Below are 20,099 nucleotides of genomic sequence, written 5' to 3' on the forward strand. Positions count from 1 at the left end.
TCCATCAAATGTGTTCATGATGATTTGTAAACTCTGCCAATGTATACTCGCCTGTCTAGTTACGAGTATTGGGTTTGGAGACAGAAGTTTGGTTGATTCTTATGCGTATGAAAATGTTGGTGAGTTTGCCAAAGCTTTAGGGCATGAAAAGCGGTTACTCATCATTGAGCTACTGAGTAGCCATGAACGTTGTGTTGAAGACTTAGCCACCGCGATGGGAATTGGCGTGAAATCAGTTTCTGCCCACCTTAAGGTCATGAGAACTCAGGGAATCCTAACGACACGGAAAGAAGGTCTTCGAGTTTATTATCGACTACGTAACGACAATATATTGAAATTATTTCAGTCTTTATGGGAAGTGGCATTATCCAATAAAGATATCACTCCTTTAGACAAAAATAGTGATTTTTGCCTGACACTCAAAGACTTACTTGCTGCATTAGAGTCAAAGAAAACGGTGTTATTGGATGTCCGTGAATCCGATATGTACGAAGAAGGCCATATACCTAGTGCAATTTCTATCCCTGTTGATGAACTGACACAATGGGCCGAAAACTATGAAAATTCAGATGAGATGATCATCGTTTATTGTGAAGGCTACTATTGTATCCAAGCCATTGATGCGACAAATTTCCTGAAGGAAAAAGGGCTGAACGTAAAAATGTATCGCAATGGCCTAGATGAATGGGCTGCGTCAGGGTTTGATGTTGCGAAGTAATTCTAATAAATTCATTTATAATCAATAGATTATATCCTTATCTTATCTGCTTTTCCCGATCTACAAGAAGACAAAGGCAATTGCGAGAATGTCTCTTTTGCCTTATCCATTATCAGCAAATTCGCATAATTCTAAAAATCATTAGATTACTAGAATAACATTGATCAGAAGCAACTTTCGTTTCCTTCCTTATGCTAGTCTCACGGTTAGTTAATTCTTAAAATCTTTAGAATATTAGATATAGAGGCTTGTTATGAAAACTGACATTTTAGTGATCGGTGGTGGTCCTGGTGGTCATGTCGCGGCAATTAAAGCAGTTGAATTTGGCGCGAAAGCTATCGTTGTTGAGAAATACAAACTCGGTGGTACTTGTTTACACCAAGGTTGTATCCCAACGAAAACACTATTGCATACGACAGATGTGCTTCATGAGATTAAGCATGCTGCAGAACTTGGTATCAACGTTGGTGCCGCTTCAGTCGATATGGAGCAACTACAAAAGCGTAAACGTCACATTCTTGATACGATCACGAATGGCGTTAATGGGTTAGTTGAAAGCAAGAATGTAGAAGTGTTATACGGCAATGCTGAAATCATCTCTGACCATAAAGCAAAAGTGATTGCAGTTGATGGTACTGAACAAGAGATCGAATTCGACAAGCTTGTATTGGCGACTGGCTCTGTTCCTACCATGATTAATCTCCCTGGTTCTGATTTACCTGAAGTGATTACTAGTAACGAAGCGTTATCTTTAACTGAAGTGCCAGAAGAATTCGTCATCATCGGTGGTGGGGTAATTGGTGTTGAGTTTGCTCAGTTGATGACTCGTCTTGGTTCTAAAGTATCCATCATCGAAGCACACTACAAAATTCTGTCTCATATGGATGACGAATTATCTGAACAGCTTGCTCAAGCTTTGATTGCAGAAGGTGTTGATATCCGTGTGAACGCTAAAGTCTCTGCAATTGAGAAACAAGACAAAGGCGTGAAAGTATTCTTCGAAACTCAAAATGGACGGGAATCGTTATCAGCTTCTACCGTATTAATGTCTGTTGGCCGTAAACCACTTTTAACTGGTTTTGGTCTTGAAAATACGGGTGTTGTCGTGGAGAAAGGTGCTATCGCTGTGAATGAGTACATGCAAACAAATGTGCCTCATATCTACGCATTAGGTGACTGTACTGGTGGTTACATGCTCGCTCACGTTGCTATGGAGCAAGGCGTCGTTGCTGCGAAGAATATGGTGACAGGTAGCAAAGTTGCCTTTGACGGTTCTACAACGCCTGCTTGTGTTTATACAAGCCCTGAATTTGCGAGTGTTGGTTTGTCTGAAAGAGCGGCTAAAGAAGCCGTTGGCGACATTAAACTGGGCAAATCTGATTTAGCAGGGAATGCAAAAACGATGATCGTTCAACAGCACGGTACTGTTAAGTTTGTTGTTGATGCAAAAACTGAAAAAGTATTAGGCATGCACATCCTTGGTCCACGTGCGAGCGATATGATTCACGAAGGCGCACTGGCTATTAAGATGGGTGCGACGATTGAAGATATTATCTCAACGATTCATGGCCATCCAACCATTGCTGAAGGGGTTCATGAGGCGGCGGAAGATGTATTTGGTCATGCGATTTATAAAGTCTATCCATAATTGATTTGTTGATAGGGCTATCCATTTGGGTAGCCCTTTTGTCTCTGTGTTGGGCCAATGATTGCTGCTCTGAGACTTGTCGTGATCAACGCTCGTGTTTTTGTAAAGACGCTGGAGCCTCGCGTAGGGGGCGTTGTTCATCGATTGAATCAGCAAGCGATTCAATCAATAAAAAGCACGATACATTTTCCATTTCAATACATTTTCTATTCTCCAATCCTGTAATCTAAAAAGTTTTAGAATACTATCTCGTCATCTATTCATCTATAATTTATTTAAAATCAATGAATTATGTTGGAGTGGCTTTTGCTGAGCATTCATTTTTCTCTTAATTATGGAACGGTCATTCTTTAAATCCGTTGACAGAAAAATTTGTTGATCATAACTTGTAGATCAATCGTTCTGTAATTAGGGTTTTATTTATGCCTGTTGCTTTATATGCACTCGCAGCAGCTGCGTTCGGGATTGGTATGGCAGAATTTGTAGTCGTGGGTATTTTGCCCGTGATTGCAGGTGACATGAATGTCGATATTCCGACGGCTGGACAACTTGTTTCTTACTACGCGTTAGGTGTTGCGGTTGCCGCGCCGATTTTAACTGCACTTTCGAGCAAATATGACCGCAGAAAATTAACTGTTGGGTTGATGCTTCTGTTTGCACTGGCAAACCTGTTAACGACTCTTGCGCCAAGCTATTCGTTGCTTCTTTTCGGTCGTGTTTTAGCCGGTGTGGTTCAAGGCGTTTTTTATTCCATTGCAACAGTGATTGCTGCGGATTTAGTGTCTAAAGATAAGTCTGGTCGCGCTATTGGTATTGTCTTTTCTGGTATGACTGTCGCGATTGTTTCTGGTGTTCCAGCAGGGGCATTTATTACTGAATGGCTCAACTGGCGTGCGGCATTTGCGCTCATCAGTGTGCTGGGTTTTGTGAGTATGGTTTCACTTTGGTTCTTGTTACCCGCAAACCTTAAGCGCCCTAAACCGGCAAGTGTATTCAAACAACTTTCTGTTATCGGTGTTCCAAGAATGCTATTGGTGTTCCTGATCACGGGGATAGGCTATGGCGGTTCATTTATCGCGTATACCTACCTGTCAGAAATCCTTGGGAAAATTACCGGATTCTCAACATCAGCAATCGGCACCATTCTAATTTTCTACGGTATCGCAGTTGTATTTGGCAATACTTATGCGGCGAAATGGGCGGATAAACAAGGTCCGTTGAAAGCATCCGCAGGCATTTTCATTTCGTTAGCTTTGACACTGCTTCTGTTTGGCTTCGTTGCAACTAACAAATACTACGTTATCCCGTTAGTGATGATTTGGGGCGCTGCGGCATTTGGTAGTGTACCGGTTCTTCAGCTGTATGTTGTTCAGCAAGCCGAAAAGCACTTTCCACAAGCGATTGATGCTTCATCGAGTATGAATATTGCTGCGTTTAACCTTGGTATTGCTGTTGGCGCTTCGGTTGGTGGCTTGGTGGTTACGAAATATGGCTTATTGGCAACGGCACCCGCTGCTGCGGTTGTGGTCGCTATCAGTGTACTGTTGATTGTTTACAGCGGTGTACTGGAATCCAAAGACAGCAAAAAGTTAGCAATACAAGACTGAGTCAATTCAAATTTTTAGACACATATCGTGAGGAGAAATCATGGATATTAAATTAGACCTATCTTGGCAAGGTGGTATGAAAGGTTCAGGTTTGATCGAGAGTGAAGGCCTGTCGACTAAAATCAGTATTCCTGCTGTCTACGGTGGTTTGGGTGAATACAGCAATCCAAAAGAGCTGTATGTGTCGTCAACCGCTGCGTGCTTTCTTTCGACCTTAATTGCAATTTCTGACAACAAAAAGCTTCCTCTGGACGCGATGAAAGTGGAGACCACTGCTCAGGAAGATGGCGATCATTTCGCCATTCATCACCTCGCGAATATTGTATTGTCAAAAGCGGCAACACAAGACGACGTTGCTAAGGCAACTGAGTACACCGCAAAGGCTGACAAAATTTGTCTGATCGGAAACCTTGCACGCAAAGCGGGTGTAGAAGTGACCGCACAAGCGAACGTCACTTTCGCTGAATAAGCGAAGTACGCATGCCGGTTTTAGACGCGAATACTAAGCGATTTAATCAGGTCGTTAAGCAGAAACAGGGAGTTTCCCTGTTTCGGTTCTGGGCAAGTTGGTGTCCGCCTTGTCGGATGATGACGCGGGTCTATCAACAAACAGAAAAGAAACTTAGTGATAAAGCTGAATTTTACGATGTGAACGTTGACAGACATCAGGAACTCTCTGAACGGTGTCGTATCAGAAGTATCCCAACGATTGTCATCTACAAGCATGGTAAAGAAGTAAAAAGAATCGACGGTGTGATTCTGGCTGATGACCTTCAGCGTCAGGTTGAAAAATATCTCAAGTAACACACCACTTTTATTCATGCGGCAAAGTCACGATTCAATGATGACTTTGCACGCCCAAATTATGGATTACTTATTCCATAATTATAAGGAGAACATTTATATGACTTCAAAAGTAACGACATTGAATGATGCGACATTCCAAGAAAATCTACAAAATGGTTCTACATTTGCGGTTCGCTTATGGGCGGAATGGTGTATGCCATGCCGCATGATGTCTCCAATTTATGAGGATGTCGCTGGTCGTATCGCTGATGATTCATTAATGATGGGAGAAGTGAATATTGATGAATTTCCATCAGTCGCGGTTCAACTTGGTGTAAGAAGCATTCCAACCGTGGTTGTCTTTAAAGAGGGTAAAGAAGTCTCGCGATCGGCGGGCATGATGCCAGCGCCACAACTGGAACAACTTGTACTGAGCGCAAAATAAGCAGAGGTATCAGAGTATGAGTACACATCGCAAATTAATCATCTTAGGCTCTGGCCCTGCCGGTTATACCGCTGCAATTTATGCTGCCCGAGCTAACCTTGAGCCACTCTTAATCACAGGTATTGAAGTTGGGGGACAACTGACGACGACAACGGATGTTGAAAACTGGCCAGGTTATCCTGATGGCATTCAGGGGCCAGAGTTAATGGTGCAACTAAAAGAACACGCTGAAAGGTTTAACACTGAGATCGAGTATGACTACATTACTCAGGTTGACCTGAACCAGCAGCCTTTTGTGTTGAAAGGTGAAAATACGTATACGGCAGACGCGCTGATTATTGCGACCGGTGCAACCGCTAAGTATTTGGGGCTGGAAAGTGAAGCTACCTTTAAAGGGCGTGGTGTATCGGCCTGCGCTACTTGTGATGGTTTCTTTTACAGAAATAAACCGGTTGCTGTTGTCGGTGGTGGGAATACTGCGGTTGAGGAAGCCCTGTATCTCGCCAATATCGCTTCACATGTGACCTTGATTCATCGACGTGATCAGTTAACGTCGGAAAAGGTACTGCAAGACCGATTGTTTGAGAAAGTAAAACAAGGAAAAGTCACCATCAAATGGCATTCTACACTCGATGAAGTGTTGGGGGATGACATGTTCGTGACAGGTTTGCGAATCAAATCAACCACAACCCAAGAAATCGAACATCTTGATCTGGATGGCGTATTTATTGCCATAGGACACAAACCGAATACAGGCATATTTCAGGATCAGTTAGAGATGAATAACGGTTACCTGAAAGTAAACTCGGGTACGAATGGTAACGCGACGATGACCTGCATTCCTGGCGTGTTTGCGGCGGGTGATGTGAGTGATAGCCACTATCGTCAGGCGATCACGTCAGCGGGCAGCGGTTGTATGGCAGCACTTGATGCAGAACAATACTTAGCAAGCTTAGGTGATTCATTGGACCTAATGGCTTCTAAGTGATGTGATAAAGCTTACATTTAGTAAGAATCAGGCCCGAAAACATGGTATATGTTTCGGGCTTGCTGCTTTTCAATCAGTTAAAATATCCAGTTCATTCACTGGCAATGAATGTATTCCCTTTATTTTGTGAGGTATTGATATGGCTCGAACAGGGCGTCCCAGAGAATTTAACCGCGATGAAGCGGTTAAAAAAGCAATGGATTTGTTCTGGAAAAAAGGGTTTGAAGGAACGTCACTATCGGAACTTCGCACTGCGTTGGGTCATCTTTCTGCTGCTAGTTTTTATGCTGCCTTCGGTTCTAAAAGAGCACTGTACCAAGAGTGCTTGGAACTCTACACGCAGACTTGTGGTGAGACACTTTCTGAACTCAATCATGAAGACGTTCCGGCGAAAACAGCAATTAAGAATATGTTGGTAAAAACCATTAACATGCAAACGTCACCGATGACACCGACAGGCTGTATGGCGGTGCTTTCTGGTCTGAATTGTTGCGATGATAATAAAGAAATTGAGCAGATGGCACTTTCCGTACGGAATGATATTCGTAGTGCACTGAAAAAGTGTGTGTACCGTGGCATTGAGCAAGGGGAGTGGCAACAGGATCTGGATGCAGATAGCTTTATATTGATGATTGATACTTTTATTAATGGCCTTTCCATCCAGTCGAGAGATGGGATGTCTCGGGAACAGCTACTCGACGCTTGTGAGCAATTTTTAGAAAGGTGGTGAGTCTTACTAAAGTTAAAAGCACGGCTGTACGAGAGAAGAGCGACATTGGCGCATTGAATGCGGTGACGACAGAGCAAGCCGTCACCCGTCACCTTAAGCGTTTAGCACGTTGTTATCTCGTTATGAAATATACAAGATAGAGAAACCACCATGAAACTGATCCCCCGCCTTAAACAGCCTCGCATCCACTGACTAAACTCGCCAAACAATCAAAATTTTCAATGATTTAAACGCGAATTTAGAGGTGAACAATGGAAAACAAACATTGGTCGAAAGTGCAGTTATTGCACGAGGTGGTCACCAACCCGAATATTGTGGTGAAAGGGCAGCACAGCTATTACAGCGATTGCTGGGATAAAGGCTTTGAAGCGTCGGTGGTGCGCTACCTGCACGGCGACGAAGTGAGCCGCGCGTGGGAGCCGAAGTGGGACATTGACCGCTTATTCATCGGGGATTACGTCTGCATCGGCGCAGAAGCCGTCATTCTGATGGGCGGAAACCATACCCATCGGGCGGATTGGTTCTGCCTGTATCCGTTTATGGATTTCATCGAAGAAGCCTACGTGGGCAAAGGCGATACTCAGATTGGCGATGGCGCATGGATTGGCATGCGCGCGATGATCATGCCGGGCGTCACCATCGGTGAAGGCGCGGTGATCGCGGCCAACAGCGTAGTAACTAAAAACGTTGAACCTTACAGCATCGTCGCGGGATCGCCGGCGAAACACGTGAAATATCGGTTTGAGCCAGCGGTGATTGCCGAGCTGTTGTCACTCAATATCTACGAGTGGCCCGCGGAAAAGTTCGACGCGCTCAAACGTCACTTATGCAGTGCTGATATGGACGCGCTCAAAGTGGCGTTGGCCGCCTATGATGCGGGGAACCTCAATCCATAACGTGGTCGTTCGCGTTAGCTAGACGATTCCGGCTTTTGGATGTTGAGAGAGTCAATCTGTGGATTCGCTGAAACGATCATTCAAACGCTGTCTTGGTTAGCGAGTGCTGAATCAAAAGCACTTTCTGGATACTCTTTGTGCCTGCAAAGAGTATCTGGTGTGCGTCAAATCTCTCACGCTCACCAAACCCTCACCCCATATACTCCGCCAACACACCTCGCAATGCCCCTTTATTGGTTTTACTGATCTTCTGCATCAACGCAAAACTCGGGTTGAGAACACCACGTTCGCGCAGGTCGTTGACCATCAACATCCACAGGCTGGCGGTCATTTGTGAGTCGGCTAACGCGCGGTGAAAGGTGCCGTCGTTTTCGATTTGTTTGAAGCGCACCAAATCGCCTAGTTTGTGGGTCGGCGCGTTTTGAATCAGGCGGCGGGCAATCAACATCGAGCAGGCAAACTGACCGGGATAGCGCACGCCGATGCGGTCGAATTCGGCATCCAAAAAGCGTTTATCGAACGACGCGTTGTGCGCAACCAGCGGCGTGTCACCGATGAAGTGAGCGAACTCAGCCATCACCTCTTCACAAGGGAGCGCAGTGCGCAGCATGGTGTTGGTGATGCCGGTATAGCCTTCAATAAACCCGCTGACGCGAAAGCCCGGATTCATCAACTGTTGAAACGTACCTGCGACCTGACCATCGACGAGTTTCACCGCACCGATTTCAATCGCGCGATCGCCCATGTTGGGAGAAAGCCCAGTGGTTTCAAAGTCGAGAACAATAACGGAGTGAGCGGGGTGGTACATAGCAAAGCCCTGAAAAACGCAAAGCGCGAGTATACCCCGATTGACGCCAAGAAGGTAAGCAGCGGCTGGCGCGAATCGGTTATTCCCGCCGCGCGAGCCACATCATTTCAATCTGATTCGCTTTGACACCACACCTGACGGGTCACCACTGGCTCAAAGCCGACCGACAGGCAGTTGCGTGCGCTGGTGCTCTCTGGCATCACATCGGTGAACAGCAGCGTGGCACCGTGTTCAATCGCATCGCGAATGCGTGCGTGCAGCAGCGCGGTTTGGCAGCCGTTGCCGCGCGCCGCTTCCTGCGTGAACGCATTGGCGAGTGTGGCGACGTCTTCATCGAGATAGGTGGTTGCCCACGCGCAAGGCGTATTGCCCTGATAGGCGACAAAGCAGCGAAACGCGTCGGTGCAATACAGGTGGCGTTTGGCTTGCCAGATGGCATCACTGCATTGCAGGCCGGAGGTTTTCAGTAGCGCCAGAAAGTCATCGGCACGGGCTGAGGTCCAGCGCTCCACACGCACCCGTGAATGGGCGTTGCTGGCCGTGTAATCACGGCTGCGCAGTTGCAAAAACTGATGGTTAAATTCGCGCTGGAATCCGTGTTCGCTCATCCAGTTGCGCAGGGTGGCGCTGTCGGCAGCGGGTGCGACACTGATCTCTGGTGCAGGCGTGTTGGCATACAGCGCGAGCGCTGTGGTTAACTGGCTGGCACTGGATTCGGCCTGAATCAACAATTGGTTGTCGTAGCGGCGCGTCGGGTCGATGTAGGCTTGATATACCCCGGCGTTGAGCACGCGCAGCTCACTGGGCGCATCGGTCGATAGCGTGCGCAGGTTATTAAACTGAAAGTAGCGCGCAAAAGCGCGGATATGCGTGGGCGATGTATGAGTCATGGGCTTACTTGGGGTGCGTTATTCGGCGGCGTTGAACGCGCGAGGGCGCTCAACCTGATAAGTGCTCAGCGCGCTTTGCACTTGCTCTTCGACTGTGGTGTCGCTGAACAGGAAATAACTCGGCGCGATGATGGTGGTGCTGGATTGAATCTGCACCTCAAAAATGTTTTTGATCGGGAAACGTTCGTCAGCCAGTTTGCGCAGCGCGTCAATGTAGTCGTGCCATTCGAGATCGTCGGAGCGCACAATGCGCGCTTTGCCGCTTAGCTTGTAGCCGCGCTGCTCAAACACATCAATCATCGAAACGCACACGTTCGGGTTGGCAAGAATATTTTGCTCGCTGACTGGCGAGGCGATATTGGCGATCAACAGGCGTTCGTCATCCCACAAGGTGAATATCTCTTTGGGCGACACATTGGGAACGAGGGTGTGGCTGACGGTGGCCAACCAGCACAGCACGCTGCTTTCGCAATAGGTGTTGAGGTCCATCTTCATCATTTTCTTCCTGAATTTGGGAGCAGGCGTCGGGCAGTCGTTATCCGACGGGTTGCTTATCTTTACAACTTGTTCACACAGAATCAATGTTGAACAGAAAATGCGCGAAAGCGCTATCAAACTGCATAAAAAATAACAATTTCCGCTAGAGATCAGGCAAGGCTTGCGGTAGTATCGCCGACCTTTTTTGCACAAGCGTGGGAGTAAGCAGATGTACATAGGGTTTGACTACGGCACGGCCAACTGTTCGGTCGCCAGCATGCAGGATGAGCATCCGGTGCTGATCCCGCTTGAGCGCGACAGTCTTTATATTCCGTCGACACTGGCGGCACCCACCCGTGATTCGGTGTCGGAGCATCTGTTCCGCCATCGCCACATCTCGCCTGCGGATGCGTTGGGTGAGCAACTGCTGCGCCGTTCGGTCGCAGCCAACCGCGATGAAGACATCAACCTGCAATTTGATGATGTGGTGTTTGGTCAGGCGGCGCTTGATCTCTATTTGTCGGACCCGCACGAAGTGTATTACGTCAAATCGCCCAAATCGTTTTTGGGCGCGATGGGGCTGCACGACATTCAACTGCGTTTTTTTGAAGATCTGGTGTGCGCGATGATGGCCAACATCAAAACGCAGGCCGAAACGCGTGCCAATGCAGTGATTGATGATGCGGTGATTGGGCGTCCGGTCAACTTCCATGGCCGTGGCGGGGAAGATTCCAACCAACAGGCAGAAAACATTCTGCGCCGCGCGGCGACACGTGCCGGATTCCGCCACCTTGAGTTTCAGTTTGAGCCGGTGGCGGCGGGTCTGGAATATGAAGCGACCTTAAACGAAGACAAAACCGTGCTGGTGGTCGATATCGGCGGCGGGACCACCGACTGTTCGTTGATTCAGATGGGGCCATCGTGGCGCGGCAAAGCGGATCGCACTCAAAGCCTGATTGCGCACAGCGGTCAGCGTGTGGGCGGGAACGATCTTGATATTCATCTCGCGTTTAAACAACTGATGACGCCGTTTGGTTTTGGCAGCCAGACTCAAAGCGGGCTGGAAATGCCAATCACGCAGTTCTGGAACCCGATAGCGATTAATGATGTGAGCGCGCAGGCCAAATTCTTCGCCCGTGAAAACCTCGCAGACCTAAAGCGTTTGCACAAAGAAGCGCGTGAGCCGGAGAAACTGGCACGTTTGCTGGCGGTGTATCACGACACGCTCGGCTACAGCTTGGTGAAGAAAGCTGAAGAAGCGAAGATTGCGCTGTCGGAATCGGCGCAGGTGACGGCGCAAGTGAAGGTGCTGTCAGAGCTGCTGGAGGTCGATATTCAACGCGAAGCGATGATTGAAGCGATTGATGCGCCCAAAACCAAAATGATTGAACTGGTGACAGAAGCGGTCACCTTGGGCGGCGTGACGCCGGATGTGATCTTCATGACTGGCGGTAGCGCGCGTTCACCGATTTTACGTGCGGGTGTGGAGCAGGCGCTGCCCAATGTACCGGTGGTGAGTGGCAACTACTTTGGCTCGGTGACCGCCGGCCTTGCGCGCTGGGCGCAGGTCTGTTTTCGCTGATGTTGAAAGCCTTCTTCGGAAGGCTTTTTTATGCCGCTTTCGCTCGTGATTGGCAGCAGAATCTCGTAACATAGCGGCATCTTCCCTTCTGTTTGGTGCGAAAACGACAATGACAAAGACCCGCATTCTGATCTCCGATTCTACCGACCCGTGGTTTAACCTTGCGGTGGAAGACACCATTTTCCGTGCCATGCCTGCGGACCAACGTGTGCTGTTTTTATGGCGTAATGCCGACACGGTGGTGATTGGCCGTGCGCAAAACCCGTGGCGCGAGTGTAAAACCGAGCGCATGGAACAAGACCACGTCAAACTGGCCCGTCGTCAAACCGGTGGTGGCGCGGTGTTCCACGATTTGGGGAATACCAACTTCACCTTTATGGCGGGGAAGCCGGAATACGACAAAGAAGTTTCGACCAACATTGTGCTGGCGGGGCTCAGAAAGCTCGGCATCAACGGTGTGGCTAATGGTCGCAATGATTTGGTGCTGGAAGATGAGCATGGCATTCGCAAGTTCTCCGGCTCTGCGTATCGTGAAACGCTGGATCGCGGTTTTCACCATGGCACGTTGCTGCTGAGCGCCGATCTCAGCCGTTTGGCGGATTACCTCAATCCGGACATCAAAAAGCTGCAAGCCAAAGGCATCACTTCGGTCAAATCGCGGGTGATCAACCTCAACACGGTGAAAGCCGACATTGAACACCAAGCGGTGTGCGAGGTGATCATGGAGGCCTACTGCGAGCACTACCAGCAAGCGGTGGCGCCGGAGTTTATCTCGCCGCAGTCGTTTTTAGATTTACCGGGCTTTGAGCAGAAATTTGCGCTGCAAAGCAGCTGGGACTGGAACTTTGGCCAAACGCCACCGTTCACCCACAATATGGACGAGCGCTTTGGTTGGGGCGGGGTGGATGTGTATCTGGACGTGGAACGCGGCGCGATTGTGCAAGCGACCATTTTCAGCGACATGCTCGATCCGTACCCGATGGAGCAATTGGCGATGGCACTCAAAGGCCAAGGCTATCAGAAAGAGAGTGTGGCAGCGTGCATCGACCAGTTAATCGCCACGATGCCGCAGTACACCGACCCGCTGCAAGATGTGAAAACCTGGTTGCTGACTCAGCTCGATTAAAGCCACCGATATCCATTCAGGGCGCGAAACACCGTGGGCGGTGCGCGCCCTGTGCTGATGTCAAATGCGTATCTCAACGCCAAACGCAATTTTCGAAAGCATGATCAAGGGAAATGAGCGTCAATATACTGCTTTACACGTTGTGAAATTTATTTTTTTGCGACGTCTCTCTCGTTATTTAAATAGCAATCGTTATTATTTGAAATCTCGCATATTCCACGCATAAATATTTATCTGTTCACTTATATTTATTGAGTGAATTAATGCTGTTTATTTAATGTACCAATCAATAAATAAGAAAATAAGAATTGATTGCCGTCAAATCATCCATCCACCAAATTCCGCACAATGCCTTGGTACACATAGTGCGGTCTTAACGTTGCTCTCTTATCTCGTCTTTGGGATTGATTCGAAATCTCTGTCTCGCCATCGGATTCTGCGGTGATCTTCCGTGTTGATCTTGCCGGTGAGAGTGGTCAGTTATCTCTTTTCTTTATCATTAGATCGGTACGAATAAACCGGTTTTCTCGCGTCGATTTATTCAGAACACATTAAGGCTTGGCGCTAACAATCCCATTCAACGGTTATTAGGAATAGTTAGCCATGAGTCAAAATGGTAAATTTAATATGACCCGCCGTGACGCCTTAAAAGGCGGCTCTGCGCTCGGGGCACTGGCGTTAGTCGGCGGCACCATTTCACTACCGTTCTCAACCCAAGCTGTGGCCAAAGAAACGCCCGCTGCAGCGGATGAAAAAATCGTCTGGTCGGCTTGTACGGTGAACTGTGGTTCACGTTGCCCGCTGCGCATGCATGTGGTGGACGGCGAAATCAAGTGGGTAGAAACCGACAACACGGGCGATGATGTGTTTAACCATCACCATCAAGTGCGCGCGTGTCTGCGTGGCCGCTCTATGCGCCGCCGTGTTTACAACCCAGACCGCCTGAAATACCCACTGAAACGTGTGGGCAAACGTGGCGAAGGTAAGTTCAAGCGTATCAGCTGGGACGAAGCGTACCGCACCATTGGCGATAACCTTAAACGCATCATTCAAAACTACGGCAACGACGCCATTTATCTCAACTACGGCACCGGCACACTGGGCGGCACCGTGACCAAGAGCTGGGATCCAAGCAGCACGTTGGTCGCGCGTTTGATGAACCTGTGTGGCGGTTACCTCAACCACTACGGTGACTACTCGGCGGCAAACATCGAGTGTATGTCGGAATACTTCTACGGCACCTGGATCACCACCAACTCAGTCGATGACATTCAAAATGCTGACCTGTGCCTGCTGTTTGGTAATAACCCAGCCGAAACGCGCATGTCGGGCGGTGGCCAAGTGCATAACTACGTTGATGCGAAAAACATCAACAAAACTCGCACCATCTGTATCGATCCGCGCTACACAGATACCGCTGCGGGCCGTGAAGATCAGTGGGTGCCTATCAAACACGGAACCGATGCGGCCTTGGTGGCGGCGATCGCACACGTGTTGATCACCGAAGACAAAGTCGACCAAGCGTTCTTGGATCGCTACTGCGTGGGTTACGACCGCGCCACGTTGCCAGCATCTGCACCGAAAAACGCCAGCTACAAAGATTACATTCTGGGCACCGGCCCGGACGGCTTGGCGAAAACCCCAGCATGGGCGCAGCCTATCACCGGGATTCCAGCCGACATCATCATCAAATTGGCACGCGAAATCGGCGAAGCCAAACGCATCTACATCTCGCAAGGTTGGGGGTTGCAACGTTCAGCCAACGGCGAGCAAGCGTGTAAAGCGATCATGATGTTGTCGCTGCTGCGCGGCCAAGTGGGCCTACAAGGCGGCGGTACCGGTGCGCGTGAAGGCGACCATTCCTACCCATTCGTGCGTTTCCCGAAAGTAGCCAACCCGATTGAAGCGTCAATCCCGATGTTCTTGTGGACGGATGCGATTTTTCGCGGCACCGACATGACTGATCTGACTGACGGCATCAAAGGGGTGAAACAGCTGAAAAATAACATCAAGTTTATCTGGAACTACGCCGGTAACTGCTTGATTAACCAGCACTCAGACATCAACCGCACACACCAAATCCTTCAAGATGAACAGGCGTGTGAAATGATTGTGGTGATCGACAACCACATGACGTCATCTGCCAAATACGCCGATATCGTGCTGCCAGACTGCACCACGTCTGAACAGTCGGATTTCTGTATGGATGGCGCGGCGGCGTCGATGCCGTACTTCATCTTCGCCAGTCAGGCGATTGAACCGCGTTTCGAATGCAAACCGATTTACGAGATGTTGTCGGGCGTGGCGAAAGAGATGGGCGTGTACGATGCCTTCACCGAAGGTCGCACGCAAGAAGAGTGGTTGCGTTGGATGTATGCGCAAACCGTGCAACAAAACAACGATCCCGATCTGCCATCGTATGACGCGATGCGCGAGCAAGGGATCTACAAGAAACAATTTGATCGTCCGTATGTGGCGTTTGAATCGTTCCGTCACGATCCGATTGCGAACCCGCTGCCAACCCCATCCGGCAAGATTGAGATCTACTCTGAAACGCTGGCCAACATTGCCGCGACTTGGGAGTTGGATGAAGACGAAAAAATCACCCCGCTGCCAGAATACGTGTCGACTTTCAACGGTTGGGATTCACCAGAACGTGCGGAATACCCACTGCAATTGACTGGCTTCCACTATAAAGCGCGCGCGCACTCGACCTACGGCAACGTGGATGTGCTCAAAGCGGCTGCGCCCCAAGAAGTGTGGATCAACCCCATGGACGCTGAACTGCGCGACATCGCCAACGGCGACTTAGTCAGCATTCGCAGCAAACATGGTGAAGTGCACATTCGCGCCAAAGTGACACCACGCATCATGCCGGGAGTGACCGCGCTGGGTGAAGGGGCGTGGTATGCGCCGAACCGTCAAGGGGTCGACCAAGCAGGCTCAATCAACGTGCTGACCACGCAACGTCCAAGCCCTTTGGCGAAGTCGAACCCAAGCCACACCAATCTGGTAGAAATCACCCTGATTAAGAAAATGGGAGCACAGTCATGAGCACCGCAAAGCAATATGGCTTTTACATTGATTCCAGCAAATGCACCGGTTGTAAAACGTGTCAGCTCTCTTGCAAAGACAACAAAGACCTCGGCATTGATCGCAACTTCCGCCGTGTGTACGAATACGTCGGTGGTAACTGGACGGCTGAAAATGGCGCGTTCCGTCAAAACGTGTTTGCCTACTACTTGTCTATCTCGTGCAACCACTGTTCCAACCCAGCGTGCGTGAAAGTGTGTCCGTCTGGCGCGATGCACAAACGTGACGAAGATGGCTTGGTGGTAGTGGATGAAAGCGTGTGCATCGGCTGTAAAAGCTGTCACATGGCGTGTCCTTACGGCGCACCGCAATACAGCGAAGAGAAAGGCCATATGACCAAATGTGATGGCTGTTTCGAACGCGTGGCGCAAGGTTTGATGCCCGTGTGTGTCGACAGTTGTCCACTGCGTGCGCTGGAGTTTGGCCCGATTGACGAATTGCGTGCGAAATATGGCAGCAATGCTGATGTGGCGCCGCTGCCTGATTCACGCCTGACCAGTCCAAACCTGATCGTCAAACTGAATCCAAACGCTCGCCCAAGCAATGACCGTAGCGGATTTTTGCAAAATCCAAGAGAGGTGAAATGATGTTTTATGAAATTCCATTAGTCGCCTTTACCGTGTTGGCGCAAACCGCCGTGGGCGCGCACTTGACGGTCAATGGGGCGCAGTTGCTCGCTAAACCCAACGCACAAACGGTGGCGCGTTTGAACTGGGGCCGTTTTGCGATTTTGGTGGTGATGGGGCTGGGCTTTTTGTTCTCGACCACTCACATGGGCAGCCCGCTCAGAGCGTTTAACGCGTTCAACAAAGTGGGGTCGGCAGCACTCTCTAATGAGATTCTGACCGGCGCGTCCTTTCTGACCTTTGCTGGGTTGTACTGGCTACTGACCGTGCTCAATGTGGCGGGTGCGGGCGTGCGCAAAGCGCTCAACGTGATCTCCATCGTGCTGGGTGTGGTGTTTATGTTTGCCATGGCGAACGTGTACCACATTGACACCGTACCGGCATGGCACACACCGCTGACCGTGTGGACGTTCTGGTTCACCGTGGTGACGCTGGGTGTGATGTTTGCCGCCGTGATCGTCAACGTGGCGGGTGTAGAAAGCCGCTGCGTGAGCCGCACACTGATGGCATTGGGCGTCAGCCTGATTCTGTGCCACTTGGCCGTAACCGCAATGCAAGTGCTGTACTTTGCCGGTTTGAGCACCGCGATCAACAGTGGCGTGGCGCACATCACGGCGCTGTCTGGGTCACTGAGCGCGCAATTAACCTTGACCGTGATTGCTGCGGTGATTTGGTTGCTGGCTGAGCTGAGCGCGCTTCCCGCGAACGCAAAACGCTGGGTGCTGATCATCGGTTTTGTCGCCCTGTTTGCGGCAGAAATCTTTGGTCGTAATGTGTTCTACGGCATGCATTTTACCTCCGGTTTGTACTAACGGAGTCGCTGGGCAAACCACGTGGTTTGCCCATGTTTTACTTACATCATTAGAGTGATTTATGTCATATACCCAACTCGAAGCCGTTGACCTAGGGACAGTGTTAAAGCTCTTTGGTGCGTTGTTTTACTACGCACCCAACCAATATCAGAACGCGAATCTCGATGTGATATTGGCGGAACAGGACGTACCGTTTGCCGCGTTAAAAACCGTGATGGATGCCTTTGGCTACTCGGAAGTGGACCTGTTACAAGCTGAACACGATCGCCTGTTTGCGGGGTTGGGTGACATGCCTGCGCCACCGTGGGGGTCGGTGTACCTCGACAAAGAAGCGGTGTTGTTTGGTGAATCGACAGTGATGTATCGTCAATTTCTACGTGAGTGCGGCGTGGCGTTGTCCTCGCAGCAAAATGAGCCGGAAGACCAAATCGGCTTGATGCTGATGGTCGCGGCGATGCTGCTGGAAAATGACCAGCACGCGCAGTTCAAAGCCCTGTTGGGCGAGCATTTAATGCCTTGGTTTGGTTACTACATGGCGGAGTTTAAACGCGCGGTGGAATCACCAGCGTACGCGCTGTTGGCCGAACAAACTCAAGAACTTCTTCATTCGGTGTGTGAACGCGATGCGATTGTTCCGATCCAAAAAAGAAACTACTTCAACGCCATCCTGTGAGCCGGAGGTCGATCTCGGAAAACGACGTTTTCTGACCTTATCGACCTTCGCCCAGACGCCACCCCGTGCGGTGCGCCGTCAGGCCGCGCGTCCGCCCTTTGCGGTGGACGACGACCTGTTTGTGCGCCTGTGCGATGGATGCGGTGCGTGCGAAGTGGCTTGCCCGCAAGGTGTGATTGTTTTAGACCGCGGCGTGGCGGCGCTAGATTTAAGCTACGCCGCGTGTGATTTCTGCGGCCGTTGCCAGCACGCGTGCCCGACGATCGCGCTCTCCAATCCCCCCTCGACAACGGGGTTGGTGGCGTATGCCACCGACAGTTGCGACAACCTCAATGGCTACTGCGATAACTGCACTGACCGCTGCACGCATCAGGCGTTGACGTGGCAAGAGGGCGCGAAACCGCGTATCGATGCCACCGCGTGTGTCGGCTGCGGTGAATGCGCGGCCAGCTGTTTCACCAACGTGATTCAGTTTCGTCTGTCTGATCAGTAGATCGCGCTTTACGGCGCGCGGCGAAATGTGGGTTCTTTTTCTATACTCAGAAAGGGGAAAGGACATGCGGAGGATTGTATGACCATGGAAACCCGCTTCGACCACTACTTACGCGATCATCATATTCCGTACCAACGTGTGGTGCACCGCCACAGCAACAGTTCACTGCACAGTGCGCATAGCGCCGCCATTCAGCCGATGCATTTGGCCAAAGGCGTGGTACTCGAAGATCATGATGGCAAACACTTAATGGCCATTCTGCCTGCAAACGCCAAGGTGAGTTTGCACGTGCTGAATGACGAATATCGAGCCAACTATCATCTGGTGAAAGAGCGCGATATTTATCGACTGTTCGATGACTGCGACCGCGGCGCGGTGCCACCCATCGGCGCGCCCTACCACATGAACATGGTGTGCGATCAGGCGTTGACTGAACTCGACCACGTGTACATGGAATCTGGTGATCACGAAACGCTGATTCGCCTCGACCGCCACGCGTTCAACCAACTCATCGGCCATAGCCGCTGCTTGCGCTTTGGCAGCGAACTCTTCCATTAAGCTAACCCACAAAACCGAGCGTCCGGCTCGGTTTTTCTTGGCCGATTTTCTCGGCATATTGTCTCAGCAGATTTCTGAACAGACCACGTCCTGTGATAGGTTGGGTTAAGGTATACTGACGCCGTTGTTATTCACCCAATATGAGCCTGCCTATGGACATCAGCTATCGCCAACTCAAAGCCTTTATCGCGCTGGCTGAAGAGCGAAACTTCACCTATGCCGCCGACAAAGTGCACATCACGCAATCGGCGCTGAGTCAGATGATGAAAAAGCTCGCCCAGCAGCTCTCGTGTGAACTCTTTGAGCGCAAAGGGCGCACCATTGTGCTGACGGAGGCCGGTCATCACCTCTATCAAGAGGCGCGTTTTATCGTCAATCGCTTGGAAAAACTGGTGCAGGAGAATCATGACCGTCAGCACGGTTACAACAAGTCGCTGGTGGTGTCCTCGCTCTACACCTTGTGTGCCTCACTGGCCCCAAAAACGCTCAATGATTTGAAGAAACGTTACCCAGATTTCACCTTTCGCCTCATCGAAGAGCGCGTCGACGACATCACGCATTCGGTGCTGGAGGGGCGAGCCGATATCGGCATTAATACCAACCCTAATCATCCGGATTTGAACTTTGATTTGCTGTTTCGCGACTCGCTGTGTTTTGTGTGTCGCGCCGATCATCCGTTGGCGGAACAACAGGACATCAGTTGGGAGCAAGCGCACCAATACGCCACGATTGGTGTGAGTCCGGGCAACAGTTTACGTACCTTGGCAGATGAGGCATTTTCACGCGTGGGGCTGACCTACGACCCAGAATTCAGTGCTTCGCACACCTCGACGCTGCTGGGCATGATCGCCAGCGGGTTGGGCTCGACCATTTTGTCGTCGACCATCGCTGGGCTCAATGCAAGTGACACGATCCGTTTTATTCCGATTGTGCAGCCGGTGCAATTTCGTTTGGTGGGACTTATCACGCGTAAAGACACGCAGCGCGCGTTGGTGGATGAGTTTGCGCTGATCCTGAAAAAGCATGTCAGCGACTCGACGTTGTGGGAGGCGGGGATGGCCATGAGTGAGCCTCGTTAAGAGGCTCACGTGATACGGTCAAATCTCTGGGGACAAGATTATAGGGTGATTCGATTCGAGGGGG

At 50.1% G+C, this 20,099-nt stretch carries 21 protein-coding genes and 1 pseudogene; 18 read left to right on the top strand and 4 right to left on the bottom strand.

The window, feature by feature from the left end:
* The first annotated feature begins 88 nt into the window (after positions 1–88).
* The 8 genes from VFA_RS13765 to VFA_RS13800 all read left to right on the top strand — a co-directional run bounded on the left by VFA_RS13765 (position 89) and on the right by VFA_RS13800 (position 6,922).
* Entirely contained in the window at positions 89–718 is a 630-nt protein-coding gene (locus VFA_RS13765) for an ArsR/SmtB family transcription factor (RefSeq protein ID WP_232281717.1), read from the top strand.
* A gap of 253 nt (positions 719–971) precedes the next feature.
* Positions 972–2,366, top strand: a complete 1,395-nt coding sequence (lpdA, locus tag VFA_RS13770; protein ID WP_004727456.1) for a dihydrolipoyl dehydrogenase — start codon at positions 972–974, stop codon at positions 2,364–2,366.
* Between the two features lie 422 nt (positions 2,367–2,788).
* On the top strand, positions 2,789–3,973 hold the full coding sequence (locus VFA_RS13775; protein WP_038151814.1) for an MFS transporter: 1,185 nt from the start codon (positions 2,789–2,791) through the stop codon (positions 3,971–3,973).
* A gap of 40 nt (positions 3,974–4,013) precedes the next feature.
* Positions 4,014–4,442, top strand: coding sequence for an OsmC family protein (locus tag VFA_RS13780; RefSeq protein ID WP_004727458.1), 429 nt, complete (start codon positions 4,014–4,016; stop codon positions 4,440–4,442).
* An 11-nt stretch (positions 4,443–4,453) separates the two neighbouring features.
* The gene (locus tag VFA_RS13785) at positions 4,454–4,777 is read left to right on the top strand and encodes a thioredoxin family protein (protein ID WP_038151816.1); all 324 of its coding nucleotides are present in this window, start codon (positions 4,454–4,456) and stop codon (positions 4,775–4,777) included.
* A gap of 100 nt (positions 4,778–4,877) precedes the next feature.
* A complete protein-coding gene (locus VFA_RS13790; RefSeq protein WP_004727460.1) occupies positions 4,878–5,204 on the top strand; it encodes a thioredoxin family protein in 327 nt (108 codons plus the stop codon).
* A gap of 16 nt (positions 5,205–5,220) precedes the next feature.
* Positions 5,221–6,192 (top strand): thioredoxin-disulfide reductase, encoded by a 972-nt coding sequence (gene trxB / locus VFA_RS13795; RefSeq protein WP_004727461.1) that lies wholly within the window; start codon positions 5,221–5,223, stop codon positions 6,190–6,192.
* 139 nt (positions 6,193–6,331) lie between these two features.
* Positions 6,332–6,922: a TetR/AcrR family transcriptional regulator gene (locus VFA_RS13800; RefSeq protein ID WP_014257812.1), complete on the top strand. Its 591-nt coding sequence runs from the start codon at positions 6,332–6,334 to the stop codon at positions 6,920–6,922.
* 112 nt (positions 6,923–7,034) lie between these two features.
* Here VFA_RS13800 and VFA_RS24300 read toward each other — a convergent pair.
* Positions 7,035–7,091, bottom strand: a pseudogene (locus VFA_RS24300) (GlyGly-CTERM sorting domain-containing protein); the annotation flags it as partial.
* Between the two features lie 82 nt (positions 7,092–7,173).
* Here VFA_RS24300 and VFA_RS13805 point away from each other — a divergent pair.
* Positions 7,174–7,818 (top strand): CatB-related O-acetyltransferase, encoded by a 645-nt coding sequence (locus tag VFA_RS13805; protein WP_004727462.1) that lies wholly within the window; start codon positions 7,174–7,176, stop codon positions 7,816–7,818.
* A 190-nt stretch (positions 7,819–8,008) separates the two neighbouring features.
* On the opposite strand, the gene VFA_RS13810 is transcribed toward VFA_RS13805, so the two are convergent.
* The 3 genes from VFA_RS13810 to VFA_RS13820 all read right to left on the bottom strand — a co-directional run bounded on the left by VFA_RS13810 (position 8,009) and on the right by VFA_RS13820 (position 10,014).
* Positions 8,009–8,626, bottom strand: a complete 618-nt coding sequence (locus VFA_RS13810) for a 3'-5' exonuclease (RefSeq protein WP_004727463.1) — start codon at positions 8,624–8,626, stop codon at positions 8,009–8,011.
* Between the two features lie 107 nt (positions 8,627–8,733).
* A complete protein-coding gene (locus tag VFA_RS13815) occupies positions 8,734–9,516 on the bottom strand; it encodes a GNAT family N-acetyltransferase (RefSeq protein ID WP_004727465.1) in 783 nt (260 codons plus the stop codon).
* An 18-nt stretch (positions 9,517–9,534) separates the two neighbouring features.
* Positions 9,535–10,014 (bottom strand): pyridoxamine 5'-phosphate oxidase family protein, encoded by a 480-nt coding sequence (locus VFA_RS13820; RefSeq protein WP_004727466.1) that lies wholly within the window; start codon positions 10,012–10,014, stop codon positions 9,535–9,537.
* Between the two features lie 208 nt (positions 10,015–10,222).
* Between VFA_RS13820 and yegD the strand changes: the two genes are divergently transcribed.
* The 9 genes from yegD (at position 10,223) to VFA_RS13865 (ending at position 20,035) form a co-directional block, all read left to right on the top strand.
* On the top strand, positions 10,223–11,575 hold the full coding sequence (gene yegD / locus VFA_RS13825) for a molecular chaperone (protein ID WP_004727467.1): 1,353 nt from the start codon (positions 10,223–10,225) through the stop codon (positions 11,573–11,575).
* A gap of 109 nt (positions 11,576–11,684) precedes the next feature.
* The gene (locus VFA_RS13830) at positions 11,685–12,701 is read left to right on the top strand and encodes a lipoate--protein ligase (protein ID WP_004727468.1); all 1,017 of its coding nucleotides are present in this window, start codon (positions 11,685–11,687) and stop codon (positions 12,699–12,701) included.
* A gap of 603 nt (positions 12,702–13,304) precedes the next feature.
* A complete protein-coding gene (locus tag VFA_RS13835; protein ID WP_014257805.1) occupies positions 13,305–15,755 on the top strand; it encodes a DmsA/YnfE/YnfF family dimethyl sulfoxide reductase in 2,451 nt (816 codons plus the stop codon).
* The gene (locus VFA_RS13840) at positions 15,752–16,381 is read left to right on the top strand and encodes a DMSO/selenate family reductase complex B subunit (protein ID WP_004727470.1); all 630 of its coding nucleotides are present in this window, start codon (positions 15,752–15,754) and stop codon (positions 16,379–16,381) included. Before VFA_RS13835 ends, VFA_RS13840 begins: the two co-directional genes overlap by 4 nt.
* On the top strand, positions 16,381–17,232 hold the full coding sequence (locus tag VFA_RS13845) for a dimethyl sulfoxide reductase anchor subunit family protein (protein ID WP_004727471.1): 852 nt from the start codon (positions 16,381–16,383) through the stop codon (positions 17,230–17,232). Before VFA_RS13840 ends, VFA_RS13845 begins: the two co-directional genes overlap by 1 nt.
* 61 nt (positions 17,233–17,293) lie before the next feature.
* The gene (locus VFA_RS13850) at positions 17,294–17,905 is read left to right on the top strand and encodes a molecular chaperone TorD family protein (protein WP_038151818.1); all 612 of its coding nucleotides are present in this window, start codon (positions 17,294–17,296) and stop codon (positions 17,903–17,905) included.
* On the top strand, positions 17,862–18,398 hold the full coding sequence (locus VFA_RS13855; RefSeq protein WP_232281718.1) for a 4Fe-4S dicluster domain-containing protein: 537 nt from the start codon (positions 17,862–17,864) through the stop codon (positions 18,396–18,398). The genes VFA_RS13850 and VFA_RS13855 overlap by 44 nt, the downstream gene beginning before the upstream one ends.
* Before the next feature lie 78 nt (positions 18,399–18,476).
* Positions 18,477–18,956 (top strand): aminoacyl-tRNA deacylase, encoded by a 480-nt coding sequence (locus tag VFA_RS13860; protein WP_038151820.1) that lies wholly within the window; start codon positions 18,477–18,479, stop codon positions 18,954–18,956.
* Between the two features lie 152 nt (positions 18,957–19,108).
* Complete coding sequence (locus VFA_RS13865; protein ID WP_004727475.1) at positions 19,109–20,035, top strand: LysR family transcriptional regulator; 927 nt, start codon at positions 19,109–19,111, stop codon at positions 20,033–20,035.
* The last annotated feature ends 64 nt before the right edge of the window (positions 20,036–20,099 follow it).

The organism is Vibrio furnissii CIP 102972 (assembly GCF_000176175.1).
GTDB classification, from domain to species: domain Bacteria; phylum Pseudomonadota; class Gammaproteobacteria; order Enterobacterales; family Vibrionaceae; genus Vibrio; species Vibrio furnissii.

Excerpts from the sequence above, each read along its gene's own strand:
- VFA_RS13775 (WP_038151814.1), top strand. The coding sequence starts at position 2,789 with ATGCCTGTTGCTTTATATGCACTCGCAGCAGCTGCGTTCGGGATTGGT.
- VFA_RS13865 (WP_004727475.1), top strand. The coding sequence starts at position 19,109 with ATGGACATCAGCTATCGCCAACTCAAAGCCTTTATCGCGCTGGCTGAA.
- VFA_RS13820 (WP_004727466.1), bottom strand. The coding sequence starts at position 10,014 with ATGATGAAGATGGACCTCAACACCTATTGCGAAAGCAGCGTGCTGTGC.
- trxB (WP_004727461.1), top strand. The coding sequence starts at position 5,221 with ATGAGTACACATCGCAAATTAATCATCTTAGGCTCTGGCCCTGCCGGT.
- VFA_RS13835 (WP_014257805.1), top strand. The coding sequence starts at position 13,305 with ATGAGTCAAAATGGTAAATTTAATATGACCCGCCGTGACGCCTTAAAA.
- VFA_RS13780 (WP_004727458.1), top strand. The coding sequence starts at position 4,014 with ATGGATATTAAATTAGACCTATCTTGGCAAGGTGGTATGAAAGGTTCA.
- VFA_RS13810 (WP_004727463.1), bottom strand. The coding sequence starts at position 8,626 with ATGTACCACCCCGCTCACTCCGTTATTGTTCTCGACTTTGAAACCACT.
- VFA_RS13860 (WP_038151820.1), top strand. The coding sequence starts at position 18,477 with ATGACCATGGAAACCCGCTTCGACCACTACTTACGCGATCATCATATT.
- lpdA (WP_004727456.1), top strand. The coding sequence starts at position 972 with ATGAAAACTGACATTTTAGTGATCGGTGGTGGTCCTGGTGGTCATGTC.
- VFA_RS13805 (WP_004727462.1), top strand. The coding sequence starts at position 7,174 with ATGGAAAACAAACATTGGTCGAAAGTGCAGTTATTGCACGAGGTGGTC.
- VFA_RS13785 (WP_038151816.1), top strand. The coding sequence starts at position 4,454 with ATGCCGGTTTTAGACGCGAATACTAAGCGATTTAATCAGGTCGTTAAG.
- VFA_RS13850 (WP_038151818.1), top strand. The coding sequence starts at position 17,294 with ATGTCATATACCCAACTCGAAGCCGTTGACCTAGGGACAGTGTTAAAG.
- VFA_RS13790 (WP_004727460.1), top strand. The coding sequence starts at position 4,878 with ATGACTTCAAAAGTAACGACATTGAATGATGCGACATTCCAAGAAAAT.
- VFA_RS13800 (WP_014257812.1), top strand. The coding sequence starts at position 6,332 with ATGGCTCGAACAGGGCGTCCCAGAGAATTTAACCGCGATGAAGCGGTT.
- VFA_RS13815 (WP_004727465.1), bottom strand. The coding sequence starts at position 9,516 with ATGACTCATACATCGCCCACGCATATCCGCGCTTTTGCGCGCTACTTT.
- VFA_RS13840 (WP_004727470.1), top strand. The coding sequence starts at position 15,752 with ATGAGCACCGCAAAGCAATATGGCTTTTACATTGATTCCAGCAAATGC.
- VFA_RS13845 (WP_004727471.1), top strand. The coding sequence starts at position 16,381 with ATGTTTTATGAAATTCCATTAGTCGCCTTTACCGTGTTGGCGCAAACC.
- yegD (WP_004727467.1), top strand. The coding sequence starts at position 10,223 with ATGTACATAGGGTTTGACTACGGCACGGCCAACTGTTCGGTCGCCAGC.
- VFA_RS13830 (WP_004727468.1), top strand. The coding sequence starts at position 11,685 with ATGACAAAGACCCGCATTCTGATCTCCGATTCTACCGACCCGTGGTTT.